Source organism: Pseudomonas sp. EZ-C24 (assembly GCF_014525325.1).
Taxonomy (GTDB): domain Bacteria; phylum Pseudomonadota; class Gammaproteobacteria; order Pseudomonadales; family Pseudomonadaceae; genus Aquipseudomonas; species Aquipseudomonas shirazensis.
The window spans coordinates 70,808-86,114 of sequence record NZ_JACDIU010000013.1 but is presented as its reverse complement, the minus strand read 5'-3'; the positions used below and the strand labels follow the sequence as shown (position 1 = coordinate 86,114).

At 62.8% G+C, this 15,307-nt stretch carries 12 protein-coding genes; 7 read left to right on the top strand and 5 right to left on the bottom strand.

What is annotated here, in order from left to right:
• Window positions 1–145 precede the first annotated feature (145 nt).
• On the top strand, window positions 146–3,853 hold the full coding sequence (metH, locus tag IDM28_RS08645) for a methionine synthase (RefSeq protein WP_188035716.1): 3,708 nt from the start codon (window positions 146–148) through the stop codon (window positions 3,851–3,853).
• 86 nt (window positions 3,854–3,939) lie between these two features.
• Window positions 3,940–4,158, top strand: coding sequence for a DUF2970 domain-containing protein (locus IDM28_RS08640; RefSeq protein WP_101318479.1), 219 nt, complete (start codon window positions 3,940–3,942; stop codon window positions 4,156–4,158).
• 272 nt (window positions 4,159–4,430) lie between these two features.
• On the opposite strand, the gene IDM28_RS08635 is transcribed toward IDM28_RS08640, so the two are convergent.
• Complete coding sequence (locus IDM28_RS08635; protein WP_188035715.1) at window positions 4,431–5,507, bottom strand: ABC transporter substrate-binding protein; 1,077 nt, start codon at window positions 5,505–5,507, stop codon at window positions 4,431–4,433.
• A gap of 211 nt (window positions 5,508–5,718) precedes the next feature.
• Here IDM28_RS08635 and IDM28_RS08630 point away from each other — a divergent pair, with 211 nt between their 5' ends.
• The 5 genes from IDM28_RS08630 to IDM28_RS08610 all read left to right on the top strand — a co-directional run bounded on the left by IDM28_RS08630 (window position 5,719) and on the right by IDM28_RS08610 (window position 12,489).
• Complete coding sequence (locus IDM28_RS08630; RefSeq protein WP_101318475.1) at window positions 5,719–7,371, top strand: nitrite/sulfite reductase; 1,653 nt, start codon at window positions 5,719–5,721, stop codon at window positions 7,369–7,371.
• Window positions 7,355–7,849, top strand: coding sequence for a DUF934 domain-containing protein (locus tag IDM28_RS08625; RefSeq protein WP_101318473.1), 495 nt, complete (start codon window positions 7,355–7,357; stop codon window positions 7,847–7,849). Before IDM28_RS08630 ends, IDM28_RS08625 begins: the two co-directional genes overlap by 17 nt.
• A gap of 149 nt (window positions 7,850–7,998) precedes the next feature.
• The gene (locus IDM28_RS08620; protein WP_188035714.1) at window positions 7,999–9,588 is read left to right on the top strand and encodes a hypothetical protein; all 1,590 of its coding nucleotides are present in this window, start codon (window positions 7,999–8,001) and stop codon (window positions 9,586–9,588) included.
• Window positions 9,589–9,977: 389 nt separating this feature from the next.
• Window positions 9,978–11,168, top strand: coding sequence for a Na+/H+ antiporter NhaA (gene nhaA, locus IDM28_RS08615; RefSeq protein WP_188035713.1), 1,191 nt, complete (start codon window positions 9,978–9,980; stop codon window positions 11,166–11,168).
• A gap of 403 nt (window positions 11,169–11,571) precedes the next feature.
• Entirely contained in the window at window positions 11,572–12,489 is a 918-nt protein-coding gene (locus IDM28_RS08610) for a LysR substrate-binding domain-containing protein (protein ID WP_101318467.1), read from the top strand.
• A 49-nt stretch (window positions 12,490–12,538) separates the two neighbouring features.
• Here IDM28_RS08610 and madM read toward each other — a convergent pair whose 3' ends face one another.
• The 4 genes from madM to IDM28_RS08590 are packed head-to-tail and all read right to left on the bottom strand — an operon-like array spanning window position 12,539 to window position 15,307.
• Complete coding sequence (gene madM, locus IDM28_RS08605; protein ID WP_101318465.1) at window positions 12,539–13,300, bottom strand: malonate transporter subunit MadM; 762 nt, start codon at window positions 13,298–13,300, stop codon at window positions 12,539–12,541.
• Window position 13,301: 1 nt separating this feature from the next.
• Window positions 13,302–13,718 (bottom strand): malonate transporter subunit MadL, encoded by a 417-nt coding sequence (gene madL / locus IDM28_RS08600; protein WP_101318463.1) that lies wholly within the window; start codon window positions 13,716–13,718, stop codon window positions 13,302–13,304.
• Window positions 13,719–13,778: 60 nt separating this feature from the next.
• Window positions 13,779–14,705 (bottom strand): malonate decarboxylase subunit epsilon, encoded by a 927-nt coding sequence (gene mdcH, locus IDM28_RS08595; protein ID WP_150569603.1) that lies wholly within the window; start codon window positions 14,703–14,705, stop codon window positions 13,779–13,781.
• Window positions 14,702–15,307 carry a malonate decarboxylase holo-ACP synthase gene (locus tag IDM28_RS08590; protein ID WP_188035712.1) on the bottom strand — a complete coding sequence of 202 codons (606 nt, stop codon included), beginning with the start codon at window positions 15,305–15,307 and terminating at the stop codon, window positions 14,702–14,704. The genes mdcH and IDM28_RS08590 overlap by 4 nt, the downstream gene beginning before the upstream one ends.

The window sequence follows — 15,307 nt, the reverse complement described above, 5'->3', positions numbered from 1 at the left end:
CGAATAAAGCCATCACGGTGTATCTAACGGGCCGGCGGGATGCGTAAACATGAGAGAAATTCATGCAAAAGCCCTACGCACCTAAAAACCGCGCAGCTTTGCTATCATTCCGCACCTTCTGTTTTTCGCCCGACCAGGTAGTCCTATGTCCGACCGTAGCGCTCGTCTCCAAGCACTCCAGCACGCACTCAAGGAGCGCATACTGATCCTCGACGGAGGCATGGGCACTATGATCCAAAGCTATCGTCTCGAGGAACACGACTATCGTGGCACGCGCTTTGCCGATTGGCCAAGTGACATCAAGGGCAATAACGATCTTTTGCTGCTGACCCAGCCCGATATCATTGCCGCGATCGAGAAAGCCTACCTCGACGCTGGCGCCGATATCCTCGAAACCAACACGTTCAACGCCACGCAGATTTCCCAGGCCGACTACGGCATGGAAGCGCTGGCCTATGAGATGAACCTGGAAGGCGCGCGTATTGCCCGCCAGGTGGCCGACGCAAAAACCCTGGAGACGCCAGACAAGCCGCGCTTCGTCGCCGGCGTGCTCGGCCCGACCAGCCGCACCTGCTCGATTTCGCCCGACGTCAACGACCCGGGCTATCGCAACGTCACCTTCGACGAGCTGGTAGAAAACTACATCGAGTCGACCCGCGGGCTGATTGCCGGGGGCGCCGACCTGATCCTGATCGAAACCATTTTCGACACCCTCAACGCCAAGGCGGCCATCTTCGCCGTGCAGCAGGTGTTCGAAGACGACGGCATCGAGCTGCCGATCATGATCTCCGGGACCATCACCGACGCCTCCGGGCGGACCTTGTCCGGGCAGACCACCGAAGCCTTCTGGAACTCGGTGCGTCACGCCAAGCCCATTTCGGTCGGCCTCAACTGCGCCCTCGGCGCCAAAGACCTGCGCCCGTACCTGGAAGAGCTGTCGACCAAAGCCGACACCCACGTTTCTGCGCACCCCAACGCCGGCTTGCCGAATGCCTTTGGCGAATACGACGAAACCCCGGCAGAAATGGCCGAAGTGGTCGAAGAATTTGCCGCCAGCGGCTTTCTCAATATCATCGGCGGTTGCTGCGGCACCACCCCAGGGCACATTCAGGCGATTGCCGAGGCCGTGGCCAAGTACCCGCCGCGGGTCATCCCGGAGATCGCCAAGGCCTGCCGGCTGTCGGGCTTGGAACCATTCACCATCGACCGCCAGTCGTTGTTCGTCAACGTCGGCGAGCGCACCAACATTACCGGTTCGGCCAAGTTCGCCCGGCTGATCCGCGAAGAGAACTACACCGAGGCGCTGGAAGTCGCCCTGCAGCAGGTTGAAGCCGGCGCGCAGGTGATCGACATCAACATGGACGAAGGGATGCTCGACTCCCAGGCTGCCATGGTCCGCTTCCTCAACCTGATTGCCGGTGAACCGGACATCTCGCGCGTGCCGATCATGATCGACTCGTCCAAGTGGGAAGTGATCGAAGCCGGCCTCAAGTGCATCCAGGGCAAGGGCATCGTCAACTCGATCTCGATGAAAGAAGGTGTAGATGCCTTCAAACATCACGCCCGCCTCTGCAAGCGCTATGGCGCAGCGGTAGTGGTAATGGCCTTCGACGAACTGGGCCAGGCCGACACAGCGGCGCGCAAGCGCGAAATCTGCCAGCGCAGCTACGACATTCTGGTCAACGAAGTGGGCTTCCCAGCTGAAGACATCATCTTCGACCCGAACATCTTCGCCGTTGCCACCGGCATCGAAGAGCACAACAACTATGCCGTCGACTTCATCGAGGCCTGTGCCTTCATTCGCGATCATCTGCCCCACGCACTGACCAGTGGCGGCGTCTCCAACGTATCGTTCTCGTTCCGTGGCAACAACCCGGTGCGTGAGGCGATTCACTCGGTGTTCCTCTACCACGCGATCCAGAATGGCCTGACCATGGGTATCGTCAACGCCGGCCAGCTGGAGATCTACGACGAGATCCCGCCTGCGCTGCGTGAGAAGGTCGAGGACGTGGTGCTCAACCGCACCCCCGAAGGCACCGACGCGTTGCTGGCGATTGCCGACGACTACAAGGGCGGCGGCGCCACCAAAGAGGTCGAGAACGAAGAGTGGCGCTCGCTGCCGGTCGGCAAGCGCCTCGAACACGCACTGGTCAAAGGCATCACTGCGTTCATCGTCGAAGACACCGAAGAATGCCGGCAGCTGGCGACGCGCCCGATCGAGGTTATCGAAGGGCCGCTGATGAGCGGCATGAACGTGGTCGGCGACCTGTTCGGCGCGGGCAAGATGTTCCTGCCACAGGTGGTCAAGTCGGCCCGCGTCATGAAGCAGGCGGTGGCCCACCTGATCCCGTTCATCGAAGCGGAAAAAGGCGACAAGCCCGAAGCCAAGGGCAAGATCCTCATGGCCACGGTCAAGGGCGACGTGCACGACATCGGCAAGAACATCGTCGGCGTGGTGCTCGGTTGCAACGGCTATGACATCGTCGACATGGGCGTGATGGTCCCGGCCGAGAAAATCCTGCAGACCGCCCGCGAGCAGAAGTGCGACATCATTGGCCTGTCCGGGCTGATCACGCCGTCGCTGGACGAAATGGTCCATGTCGCCCGCGAAATGCAGCGCCAGGACTTCCACCTGCCGCTGATGATCGGTGGCGCGACCACCTCCAAGGCGCACACCGCTGTGAAGATCGAGCCCAAGTACTCCAACGACGCGGTGATCTACGTGACCGACGCCTCGCGTGCGGTCGGCGTGGCCACCCAGTTGCTGTCCAAGGAGCTCAAGCCGGAGTTCGTCGAGCGCACTCGCCTGGACTACATCGAAGTCCGTGAACGCACCGCCAACCGCAGTGCCCGCACCGAACGCCTCAGCTACGCCCAGGCGATTGCTGCCAAGCCCAAATACGACTGGGCCGAGTACACCCCGGCAGTGCCCTCCTTCACCGGCGTCAAGGTGCTGGAAGACATCGACCTGCGGACCCTGGCCGAGTACATCGACTGGACCCCGTTCTTCATCTCCTGGGACCTGGCCGGCAAGTTCCCGCGCATCCTCACCGACGAAGTGGTCGGCGAAGCGGCTACCGCGCTGTATCAGGATGCCCGCGAGATGCTCGACAAACTGATGGACGAGAAGCTGATCAGCGCGCGTGCGGTGTTCGGCTTCTGGCCGGCCAACCAGGTCGCCGACGACGACATCGAAGTGTACGGCGCCGATGGCCAACCGCTGGCCAAACTGCACCACCTGCGCCAGCAGACGATCAAGCCCGACGGCAAGCCCAACCTGTCGCTGGCCGACTTTGTGGCACCGAAGGACAGCGGCGTCAGCGACTATATCGGCGGCTTCATCACTACCGCCGGCATCGGCGCCGAGGAAGTGGCCAAGGCTTATCAGGACAAGGGCGACGACTACAGCTCGATCATGGTCAAGGCGCTCGCCGACCGCCTCGCCGAGGCCTGCGCCGAGTGGCTGCACGAGCAGGTGCGCAAGGACTATTGGGGTTATGCCCGTGATGAGCACTTGGACAACGATGCGCTGATCAAGGAGCAGTACAGCGGTATCCGCCCTGCCCCGGGCTACCCAGCGTGCCCAGACCACACCGAGAAGGAAACCCTGTTCCGCCTGCTCGACGGCACGGCCATTGGCGAGACCGGCCAGAGTGGTGTGTTCCTTACCGAGCACTTCGCGATGTTCCCGGCGGCAGCGGTCAGCGGTTGGTACTTTGCCCACCCCAAGGCGCAGTACTTTGCCGTGGGCAAGATCGACAAGGACCAGGTCGAGCGCTACAGCGAGCGCAAAGGCCAGGCGCTGAATGTCACCGAGCGCTGGTTGGCACCTAATCTGGGTTACGACAACTAAAGCGTGCCAGGGGCTGCTGCGCGGCCCCTGCCTGCTGAAGGTCTACACTGTGCACTGATCGCCTGCGCTACCTACAGGAGGCCAGCATGGACGACCCCAGCCAAGGCAAACCGCCGACCTTCTGGCAGATGCTGCACAGCGTGCTTGCCGCTGCCCTGGGCGTGCAGAGCGGCAAGAACCGCGCTCGCGACTTCACTCATGGCAAGGCCAGCCATTTCATCGCCCTGGGCGTGCTGTTCACGCTGGTATTCGTACTGGTGCTGATTGGCCTGGTGCAACTGGCCATGCACCTGACCGCCCGTTGAAAGGCAAGCCGCCCGTGGCGGTGCCTGCCACGGGCGGTTCAGGTTGCAATCACGGTCGACAGCAGTGATGCGCTACTGATGGCTGACCCAGTACACCGCAGTAACGACGACCAGCACGATCAGACACAGGATCGCCCAGGCATCGACACTGCTGTCGCTTTTGCGCAGCTTGGTGGAGTTACCCATTGCATTGCCTCTTGTAGTGGTTATGGGAATGCACATACACCATCAGCAGTTAAGTCGAGCAATGCCCTTGATTCAAGCAGGGTCTTTCAATAGTCGACCGGTGACGTCAGAAACGGGTAACGATAATCGGCTGGTCGCCCTTCGGCGCTGAAACGGTGGAAGTCCAGACCATAATCGTCGCCCTCCTGCAGGGCCAGCCAGCGCCGCGCCTTGGCCTGATCGATTGACTGCAGCACCGGCAAGCTGTATTCGCCGCCACCGTCGCGATTGATGGCGATGCCCTGGGCGTGGTCATGCAGCATGACCATGGCCCAGCCGCCGACAGTGAAATGGCCGCCCATCAATACGCTGAGGCGCCCGTCGATACGCGCGCGCAGCGCTTCAGGCGAGCTGTTGACCGCACCGAACAGCACATCGACGCCAGGTTTGCGCCCCGCTGCCTCGAACGCCTGCATCGCTCCAAAAGCCATTTCGTCATTGGCCGACCACACCAACTGCGCTTGCGGATAGCGCTCGAGCAGCAGCTGCGCTTGCTCGAACGCGCGCTCGCGGTTCCAGCCGCCGTATACCACCTGGCGCAAGCGCACCTGCGGGTGATCGGCCAAGGCCCGGCGCATGCCATGCTCGCGGAGTTGCGAGGCTGGGGTGGTCTTGACGCCGGCAAATGCCAGCAGGTCGATCGGCTCGTCCGATGGCGGCAACTTCGCGACCATCTCGCGCAGCATCTGGTAACCGGCCTGCTCATCGTTACTGGTCAGCGTGCCCAGCACTGGCGGGTATTTGTCCGGTTGTGCCCGGACGCTCTCGAGCTGGTTATCGGTCAGGCCGTTGTTGACCAGAAACAGCTGCACGCCGCTGTCGCGGGACAGGCGAATGATCTCCGGAGCGACATACAGCTCGTTGACCAGCACCAGATAGTCGGGGCGCTGCGGCCCGCTCAAGATAGCCCGCGCCTGGCTCAACACCAGATCGGCGCGGCGCTCGCTGTATTCCACCCGCAGCTGCATGCCGAGATCGTCAGCGGCGGCCTGCATGAAGCGCGTGTATCCCACCCAGAAGTTCTCGTTGGCATGACCCGGGTTGAGAAACACCACGGACGCCGCCTGCGCACCGGCCGATAACGGCAGAAACAGGCACAGACTCTGGCACAGCGCTTTGAACATGGGTGCATCTCTGTGGAGCAAAGCGCGGATTATACCCAGCGCAGACGCCTGGAATAAATGCCAGTCAGTCTCACTTAGTCCGTTTAGTTCTTTTCATATGCAAAAACATCACTTTAGCGCATAAATGCAACCTGATATCGTTCCCCGGCTCCGAACCGGAGTGCGCGGCCGTGCGCGCGATTAGCTGCATGCAGCCTGAGACAGGACTTTTATGTACGTATACGACGAGTACGATCAGCGGATCATCGAGGACCGCGTCAAGCAGTTCCGTGATCAGACCCGCCGCTATCTGGCCGGTGAACTGAGCGAAGAAGAATTCCGCCCTCTGCGCCTGCAGAACGGCCTGTATGTCCAACGTTTCGCCCCGATGTTGCGGGTGGCCGTGCCTTACGGCCAACTCAACTCGACGCAAGTGCGTGTGCTGGCGAAGATCGCCCGCGACTACGACAAGGGCTATGCGCACATCAGTACCCGGCAGAACGTCCAGTACAACTGGCCGGCGCTGGAAGACATCCCGGACATCCTTGCCGAGCTGGCCACCGTGCAGATGCACGCGATCCAGACCAGCGGCAACTGCCTGCGCAACACCACCACCGACCAGTTTGCCGGCGTCGCCGCCGACGAGCTGATCGATCCGCGCCCATGGTGCGAGATCATCCGTCAGTGGACCACCTTCCACCCCGAATTCGCCTACCTGCCGCGCAAGTTCAAGATTGCCGTGAACGGCTCGAAGGACGACCGCGCGGCCATCGAAGTGCACGATATCGGCCTTGAGCCGGTGCACAACGAAGCCGGCGAACTGGGCTTCCGCGTGTTGGTCGGCGGCGGCCTGGGGCGTACCCCGGTGGTCGGCTCGTTCATCAACGAGTTCCTGCCGTGGCAGGACCTGATCAGCTACCTCGACGCGATCCTGCGCGTGTACAACCGTTACGGTCGTCGTGACAACAAGTACAAGGCGCGGATCAAGATCCTGGTCAAGGCCCTGACCCCGCAAGTGTTCGCGGAAAAGGTCGAAGCCGAAATGGCCCACCTGCGCGGTGGCAACACGACCCTGACCGAAGCCGAGATCGAGCGCGTTTCGCGCCACTTCGTCGACCCGGCCTACCAGGCGCTGGACAACGTCGACTACGCCGAGCTCGACCAGGAGTTCCCAGGCTTCGCCCGCTGGCGTTCGCGCAACACCCGTGCGCACAAGCGCCCAGGCTATGTGGCCGTGACCCTGTCGCTGAAGCCGACCGGGGTTGCCCCGGGCGACCTCACCGACAAGCAGCTGGACGCCGTTGCCGATCTGGCCGAGCGCTACAGCTTCGGTTTCCTGCGGACCTCGCACGAGCAGAACATCATCCTTGCCGATGTCGAGCAGCGTCAGCTGCACACGCTCTGGCAAGAGCTGCGCGAAAGCGGCTTCGCCACGCCGAACATCGGCCTGCTGACCGACATCATCTGCTGCCCGGGTGGTGACTACTGCTCGCTGGCGAACGCCAAGTCGATCCCGATTGCAGAGTCGATTCAGCGTCGCTTCGACGACCTCGACTACCTGTTCGACATCGGTGAGCTGGACCTGAACATCTCTGGTTGCATGAACGCCTGCGGTCACCACCACGTCGGCCACATCGGCATCCTTGGTGTCGACAAGAAGGGCGAGGAGTTCTACCAGGTCTCGCTGGGTGGCAACGCCGCCCGTGACGCGAGCCTGGGCAAGATCCTCGGCCCATCGTTCGCTCAGGACCAGATGGCCGATGTGATCGAGAAGCTGATCGACGTCTACGTTGAACAACGTACCGAAGAAGAGCGCTTCATCGACACCTACCAACGTATTGGCATCGACCCCTTCAAGGAGCGCGTCTATGCAGCGAATCATTAAGAACAACCAGCTGGTCGACGAAACCTGGCACTTGCTGCCCAAGGATGCCTCGTTCGACGAACTGACCAACTGCGACGACTACATCGTGCCGCTGCAACTCTGGCGCGATCACGCCCATGCGCTCAAGGCCCGCGATGGCGGCCTTGGCGTATGGCTGGACAGCGACGAAGAAGCTGAAGAAATCGGTGACGACGTTGCGCATTTCCAGGTAATCGCCCTGAACTTCCCGGCCTTCACCGACGGGCGCAACTACTCCAATGCGCGCCTGCTGCGTGATCGCTATCAGTTCAAGGGTGAGCTGCGCGCAATCGGCGATGTCCTGCGTGACCAGCTGTTCTACCTGGCGCGCTGCGGCTTCGATGCATTTGCCATTCGCGCTGACAAAGACCCCGTCGATGCCCTGGAAGGCTTGAAAGATTTTTCGGTGACCTACCAGGCCGCGACCGACGAACCGCTGCCGCTGTTCCGCCGCCGCTGATCGTCTGTGCTTGAGCAATCAGCCCGCCCTTTGGCGGGCTGATTTGTTTCTGGCTGGCGCAGCCCCGCCAATACCTGCATGAACGCTAAGGTTTTGCCTGACCGTGCCGATACCTTGGGTTAGACCCTAGATCTGCACGGAAGCCGACCATGAATGCGATAACTGCTGCGCAGCGCCTAACCCCAATCTACAACGCTCCGCCTCCTGTTCAAGTGCAGGCGGTTGCCCAAGCCAGCCAACCCCTGACCTCGCCAAGCACTTCGGTCAGCCTCGGCCAGGCGGTGGACGCTACCCCCGACCCGACCTACACCGCCAACGGTACGCTGGCCAACGGTACTCTGGCTGGCCCGCAGGTGCGCCACGTCTGGGAGCGGGAAGGATCGGACAAGCTCAGCATTGCCCTGAAGAACAGCATCCAGTCGTCGTCCAATGGTGGCCGCTTCCAGAACATCGGCGCCGCGCTGCTGGAGCAATTGGCAGGCAATGGCGGCAAGGCCGTTTCGCAGTCCATCATGACCATCGCCAGCGGCGAGCAGCCCAATGAGGCTGCCCTGCAATTGCAGCTGGCCAACCTGCGCTCGCACCCCACCAATGGGGTGACATTCAGCCTGACCACGGCCTCCGGAGCGACCGTCAACCTCTCCCTGGCGAGCAGCGCACAAGGCCTGGCCGTGAGCGCCGAGGTGCTTGGCGGTGAACTGAACGACGAAGAACTCCAAGGCCTGGCGGCAATGGCCGACGACTTCCAATCGGCGCTCGACGGCCTGACCCAGGTGCCACCGCGCTTGCAGCTCGGTAACCTGGTCAAGTTTGACACGACGCTGTTCAGCGGCCTGCAACTGAACGCCAAGCTGGACGTCAACGGCGAACCACAGACCTTTGACCTCAGCGTCAACGAGCAGTCGCGCAACCTGACACTGGACGGCCCCTCCGGGCGCGTACAGATGAACCTCGACACGCCGGACGCTGCCAAGCTGGGCAGTAGCAGCCAGCGCCAGGCCGCCATCAGCAATTACCTGAGCCAGTTCGACGCCGCGCAAAAGCGCGGTAAAGGCGATGAGAACCTGATGAACCTGTTCAAGGACGCCTTCACCCAGCTCAACGCCGTCGATGACGGCAAGCAGGCGGTGACCGAGCGTGGCTCGTTGCAGAGCGCCAGCGACCGCGCCCTGCTCAGCGGCCTGGCCGACTTCAATGCCTCGATCAGCCAGACCTCGCAGCAGAGCAACCCGATGCGCCTGGAAGAATCCGACCGCTTCGATTACCGCGCGTCGCAATCGACCAGCATTACAGGTGGCGGCCAGCTGACCCGCTCGGTGCAGCAGGATCAGCAGAGCGCACTGAAAGCGGGTTACCACCTGGGCCTCAACCCGCTGACCAACATGCAGCTAGGGCTGGACCGCGAATCGCAGAACTACCGCTATCACGAGATCAACGACCAGGCCAGCAGCAGCACGCGCCTGGCCTTCGACAAAGGCCGCCTGGTCGAAGCCAGCGCCTCGCAATCCGCCAGCCAGAGCGAGCGGGTGCGTACTTATGTGAATGGCGACCTGACCGATGACGTGACCACGCCAAGCTCGAGCAGCCGCAGCCAGAGCCTGCTGACGGTACTGGACGACAGCTTCCGCCAGGAGCGCATCGCACGCGAGCAGAGCGGCATCTCGATCCTTGATGATGCACTGCAGTCGCTGCGCAGCCGCTGGCAGCTGCAAGGGTCGACTGCGGCCATCGGCGGCTAACGCCTGACCGCGCTCGAGCAGACGCCCGCAATGGGCTGATGCTCGAGCGCGGCTCCCCATTGCAACATTTCGATGCAGACCCCTCGCCCACCTTGACTGCCAACTCTGTATAATTCGCCGCCTGGCGTGTGCTGCGTGCGCCCGGGAGCTATCCCGAATACGGAGAACATTCATTTGTTTTCCGAGAGTCCATCCATGTTGCACGCAGCCTTGCTATTCCTTTGGCGTATGCCGTTTCCGCGTTTTTTGCCGGGTACGTGCTCGCTGCATCCCCTTCCCTTCTTCTCGCCTATTGTTGCAGTGGCCCATTCGGTGCCAGCGCTTTGCCATGGCCGTCGTTCGGCCAATGCCTGCAGCATCCAGGGCGAATCCATGAACGAGGACCTCGCATGACCGTTTCTCTGAACAACGCCCAGCGGCGCCCATTGCTGCAGCGCCTGCTCGCCAGCGAAGCCGCAGGCGGCGTGGTGCTGATGCTTGCCGCAGTAGTGGCCATCATCGTCGCCAACAGCCCATGGGCTGCGGCCTACCAACACCTGCTGCACCTGCCCCTCGGCCCCACCTTCACGGACAAGCTCGGGCCGATGACCGTGCACCTGTGGATCAACGACGGCCTGATGGCGATCTTCTTCCTGATGGTTGGCCTGGAGATCAAGCGCGAGATGGTCGACGGCCGCCTGGCCACCTGGGAGCAACGCCGGCTGCCAGCGCTGCCAGCGCTGATGGGCATGGCAGTGCCAGCGCTGATCTACCTCAAGGTGTCCGCTGTAGAGCCCGGCCTGGCCGGTGGCTGGGCAATCCCCGCCGCCACCGACATCGCCTTTGCCGTCGGCGCCCTGGCGCTGCTCGGCAAGCACGCACCGCTGTCGCTGAAAGTGATGCTGGTATCGGTGGCGATCATCGACGACATGGGCGCAGTAGCGATCATCGCGCTGTTCTATACCTCCTCGATCAACCTCATCGCCCTCGCCGGCGCCGGCGCTATCGTCGCCCTGCTGCTGGGCTTGAACCGCCTGCGCGTGGTCAGCCTGTGGCCATACATGATCGGCGTCGCCGCCCTGTGGTACTTCACCCTGCTGTCCGGCGTGCACGCGACCATCGCTGGCGTGGTCGGCGCACTGCTGATCCCTTACACCGCCGGCGATGCCAAGAGCCCGCTGCTGACGCTGGAGCATGCCATTGCGCCGTGGGTAGGTTTCCTGATCGTACCCGCGTTCGGCTTTGCCAATGCCGGCGTGGCGTTTACCCACTTGAGCTGGAGCGACGTGTTTGCGCCCCTGCCGCTGGCGATTGCCCTTGGGCTGTTGCTGGGCAAGCAGCTTGGGGTGTTTGCCGGGGTGTTGCTGGCGGTCAAGACTGGCCTGGCTTCGAAGCCGCAGGGGGCCAGCTGGTTGCAGATTTACGGGGTGGCCATGCTCTGTGGGATTGGTTTCACCATGAGCCTGTTTATCGGTGAGTTGGCGTTTCCGGGGCAGGCTGAGCTGATTGATAAAGCCAAGATCGGGATTTTGCTGGGGTCGCTACTGTCGGCGGTGATTGCTTGTTTGATATTGCGCTTTGCGCCTAAGACGGTGGAGTGAAGGGGAACGGCGCCGCGTCAGCGGCGCCGTTCAGCCGCGGCTGTCATGGCTAGGAACCACAACTTTTCACTCGCCATCTGTTGGTACATCCTCTGCCGCCTGTTCAACGTCAAAGCTGCAGCGCCGCCTGCTGAAGCCTTTGAAGAGGCACCCGCACGCGAACCGTCGCGCAAGAAAAAACTATACGGTCGTCGCCGCACACGACTCCCCAAAGAGTAGTTTGCCCACGGCCTCTGCACGCAAAACCACACCGCAATAGCTGCCGAGGCCATCCACAACCCACCACTGTTCACCCACCCTGAATACAAATTGCCGCCCAAGCTCCAACGCCCTATCCTGATCCCGCCCTACCCCTCGCTCGTCAGCAGCAACTGAAAACCGCCCCACCGCTCCCGAGGCCCACATGCAGATCGACGAAGAGCTCACCCTGAAGAAGCTCGAAATATTCCTCGCCTTCATGCACAGCGGTAACCTGGCCCGTGCAGCCAGCGCGCTGGACACCAGCAGTGTCAGCGTGCACCGGGCCATCCATTCCCTGGAAAACGCCCTGCGCTGCCCACTGTTCAAGCACGAGGGCCGTACATTGACGCCGCTGGAGAGCGCCTACGTGCTTGAAGAGAAGGCCCGCAAGCTGATCCAGGACACCACCGAGATGGTCCGCGCCACACGCGAGGCGGCGGGCTTTTCGTCGGAGCGGTTCAAGCTAGGCGCGCTGTATTCGCTGACGGTGAAAACCGTGCCGCTGCTGGTAATGGGCTTGAAGCTGCGCCGCAGCGAGCTGAACATCGACCTGACCTTGGGCTCGAACGTGGACTTGATGTACCGCCTGAAAAACTTCGAGCTGGACGCGATTCTGGTCTCGCTGGATGAGAGCACCTGCGATGCGGCGTGCGAGCAGTTGCCGCTGTTCTCGGACGATATCTTCCTGGCGGTGCCGACCGATTCGCCATTTGCTCAGGAGCAGGAGGTCGACCTGGCGGATCTGGCCAATTCGACCTTCATCACCCTGACCCAGGGCTTTGCCACCCACCGCGATGGCGAGCGGGTATTCGAGCAGGCGGGGTTCAAGCCGAATGTGGCGATGCAGGTGAATGACATTTTCACCCTGCTGAGCATGGTCAGTTCCGGGGTGGGTTATGCGCTGTTGCCGGGGCGGATTTCGGCGGTGTACGAGAACCGGATTCGGCTGATCCCGCTGCAGGCGCGTTACCGTCATCAGCAGCATATCGGTGCGGTGTTCTTGAAGACTCGCGAGCGCGACCCGAACCTGCTCGCCTTGGTTGCCGAATGCCGGATGTACAGCCGCCAACGCGAAGGCTGAAACGCAAACGCCCCGGCGTTCGGGGCCGGGGCGTTTGTCAAAGGTACTATCAGCCGACCAGGCCGCGTACGCAGAAGTACAGGATCGATGGCCCCATCAAACAGCCAAGTCCGGTGTGGAAGGTTGCGGTCAATGCGCCATATGGCACCAGCCTGCGGTCGGTTGCCGCGAGGCCTGCGGTAACGCCGCTGACGGTACCGGCAAGGCCGCCGAAGACCATCGCCGAGCGTGGGTTGTCCAGCGCCAGCCAGCGCGCCGAGACGGGGGTGAAGACCATCACCAGAATAGCTTTGATCAGGCCGGTGGCGATCGACAGCGCCATCACTTCGGAACTGGCGCCCAGCGCGGCACCAGTGACCGGACCGACGATGTAGGTGACGGCGCCGGCACCGATGGTGGTGATACTCACCGCGTCGCGGTAGCCGAAACTCCAGGCGACTGCCGCACCGACCACGAACGGCAGCACTGTACCCAACAGCAGTGCGATTGCGCCGATCATGCCGGCCTTACGTGCTTCGGTGGCCTGCACTTCAAAGGCGGTGGCGACGATAGCGAAGTCGCGCAGCATGGCGCCGCCCATCAAGCCGATGCCGGAGAACAGGGTCAGGTCGGCCAGGCCTTTTTGCCCGCCGGTAAGGGTGCCGCCCACCCAAGCCAGCACCAGGCCGATGACGATGGCAATCGCCGAGCCGTGCACGCGGCCAAAGGTCAGGCGCTTGGAGAGGATTACCGAGATCCACATCACTGCGCCGACTACGGCGAAGGCAGTGATCAGGCTGTTGTGTTCAAGTGCTTTGAGGATGACTTCCATATCAGCGACCTCCGACCGGTGCGACTGCGCTGGAGGTTTCAACGACCTCCTTTTCCAGCGGTTCTCCCCGGTGGGTGCGGCTGATCAGGGCGATGGTGGCGCCACACAGCAGGACCGAGCCGATCGCTGCCAGCAGCGCGACCGGGCCGCCATGCAAGGCGGTGACGACGTTTTGCTGCGCAGCCATGGCCACCACGATGGGGATGTACATCGCGCCCCAGAAGCCCACGCCCAGCTCGCACTCTTTGCTCATGCCGCCGTTACGCTGCATGTACAGGCGGGCGAAGATCAGCAGGATCATGGCAATGCCGACCCCGCCGACGTTGGATTTGACCCCGAGCAGAACGCCAAGGAAGTCGCCGAGGATGACACCGGCAAGCGTGCAGATGGCCAGCAAGGCCACACCGTAAATGATCATTGTTGTTTTCCTCACGTTGAATCGAAGTTGTTTTGTTGTTGTTCTTCGAAATGCGGGCAGTCAGTCGCTGGCGTTCACCTCCCGCCGCAACAGGGCATCCAGGGTGTCGGCGCGGGCGCCTTGGCAGGCGATCACCGTACCGGAGTTGAATACACGCCGCGCCAGGCCGCTGAGGACGGTGCCGGGGGGCAGTTCGATCAGCAGCCGTACACCGCGCTCGTAGGCATTGCACAGCGTGCCGTACCAGTCGACGGTGCGGCACATGTTCAGCGCCAGGTCGCGGCGCAGGGCTTCTGGGTCATGCAGTTGGCGAGCGCTGGTACTGCTCAGGTAACCCAGTTGCGGGCGTTTGAGCGGCACCTCGGCGAATGCAGCCGCCAGTTCGGCGGCAGGCGCATCGAGCAGCGCACAGTGGGACGGCACGCTCATCGCCAGCCGCTTGCACGCGCCGGCACCCAGCGCCAGGGCCTGGCGGGCAAGCGCGGCCATGGCCGTATCGCTGCCGGCGATCACGAACTGGTTGTCGGCATTGATGTTGGCCAGGTACAGCGGCTGCGCCGAGTCTTGAAGCAGTCGTTCGACAGTGCCTTGATCAAGCCCGATGATCGCGGTCATGCCGTAGCCCTCGGGATAGGCCTGTTGCATCAGTTCGCCGCGCAACGCCACTAGCCGCAGGGCATCGGCGAAGGTCAAAGCCCCGGCTATGACTGCCGCTGGGTAAGCGCCGATCGACAGACCGGCAACGTAGTCCGGCGCCGGGCTGCGCTCCAGCAACCAGCGCGCATGGGCGACACCGGCCACCAGCAGACACAGTTGCACCGCACGGGTAGACGCCAGCGACTGCGCCGTGTCGAGCTGCAACACCGGCTGCTGCAGCACGTCGCTGGCCTCCTCCACGCAGGCACGCACCACGGCCGCATCCGGCAATTGCTGGAGCATGCCGGGCCGTTGCGCGCCTTGGCCGGGGAAGGCAAACAAGCTGCTCATGCCGACAGTTCCAATACTGACCACGGGTCGCTGACCAGGCATGCACCGTGGCGGCTTTTGAGCAGCACCCGCTTTGAAGCGCCGGCCCATTCAGCCAACGCGACGGCGCCGAAGGGTGTTTCCAGCTGCAGGTCGATACGGCACGGTGCAGCGCACAACACCTGATACAGCGCTTTCGCATCGACGCGAGTCAAGGCTGCGGGCGTGCGCAAAACCAGGTCCAGATCGCTGCCGTGGTGCAGCACAGCGATCCCCGTCGCCAACTGATAGCCCACCCCTCCGGTCGGCCCCCAAGACAGGCCGAGGCTGTCCATAAACGGCGTAACAGCGTGCAGTGCCTGCAGCGCAGCCAGCTCTGCCCTGCCCTCGCCGCGCAGCTGTTCAGGGCTGCAACGGCGCTTGATCGAGGCGACGGGCATTTCAGCCGCCAGACGCTCGCCGCGCTGACTGCCACGCACGCCGACCGCCACGCGCCCCGCACCGGCTACGGCGCGGCGCACCACCACCGGCTGACCGGCCAGCAGCATCTGCCGCGCCCACGCGGGGGCGTCTGCAGGCAAATGGTCCGGGGCCATGCCCCACAGCAGGTCGTGTGCGTTCAT

Excerpts from the sequence above, each read along its gene's own strand:
- nhaA (WP_188035713.1), top strand. The coding sequence starts at position 9,978 with ATGACCGTTTCTCTGAACAACGCCCAGCGGCGCCCATTGCTGCAGCGC.
- IDM28_RS08625 (WP_101318473.1), top strand. The coding sequence starts at position 7,355 with ATGCAGCGAATCATTAAGAACAACCAGCTGGTCGACGAAACCTGGCAC.
- IDM28_RS08590 (WP_188035712.1), bottom strand. The coding sequence starts at position 15,307 with ATGAACGCACACGACCTGCTGTGGGGCATGGCCCCGGACCATTTGCCT.
- IDM28_RS08610 (WP_101318467.1), top strand. The coding sequence starts at position 11,572 with ATGCAGATCGACGAAGAGCTCACCCTGAAGAAGCTCGAAATATTCCTC.
- IDM28_RS08640 (WP_101318479.1), top strand. The coding sequence starts at position 3,940 with ATGGACGACCCCAGCCAAGGCAAACCGCCGACCTTCTGGCAGATGCTG.
- madL (WP_101318463.1), bottom strand. The coding sequence starts at position 13,718 with ATGATCATTTACGGTGTGGCCTTGCTGGCCATCTGCACGCTTGCCGGT.
- madM (WP_101318465.1), bottom strand. The coding sequence starts at position 13,300 with ATGGAAGTCATCCTCAAAGCACTTGAACACAACAGCCTGATCACTGCC.
- mdcH (WP_150569603.1), bottom strand. The coding sequence starts at position 14,705 with ATGAGCAGCTTGTTTGCCTTCCCCGGCCAAGGCGCGCAACGGCCCGGC.
- metH (WP_188035716.1), top strand. The coding sequence starts at position 146 with ATGTCCGACCGTAGCGCTCGTCTCCAAGCACTCCAGCACGCACTCAAG.
- IDM28_RS08630 (WP_101318475.1), top strand. The coding sequence starts at position 5,719 with ATGTACGTATACGACGAGTACGATCAGCGGATCATCGAGGACCGCGTC.
- IDM28_RS08635 (WP_188035715.1), bottom strand. The coding sequence starts at position 5,507 with ATGTTCAAAGCGCTGTGCCAGAGTCTGTGCCTGTTTCTGCCGTTATCG.
- IDM28_RS08620 (WP_188035714.1), top strand. The coding sequence starts at position 7,999 with ATGAATGCGATAACTGCTGCGCAGCGCCTAACCCCAATCTACAACGCT.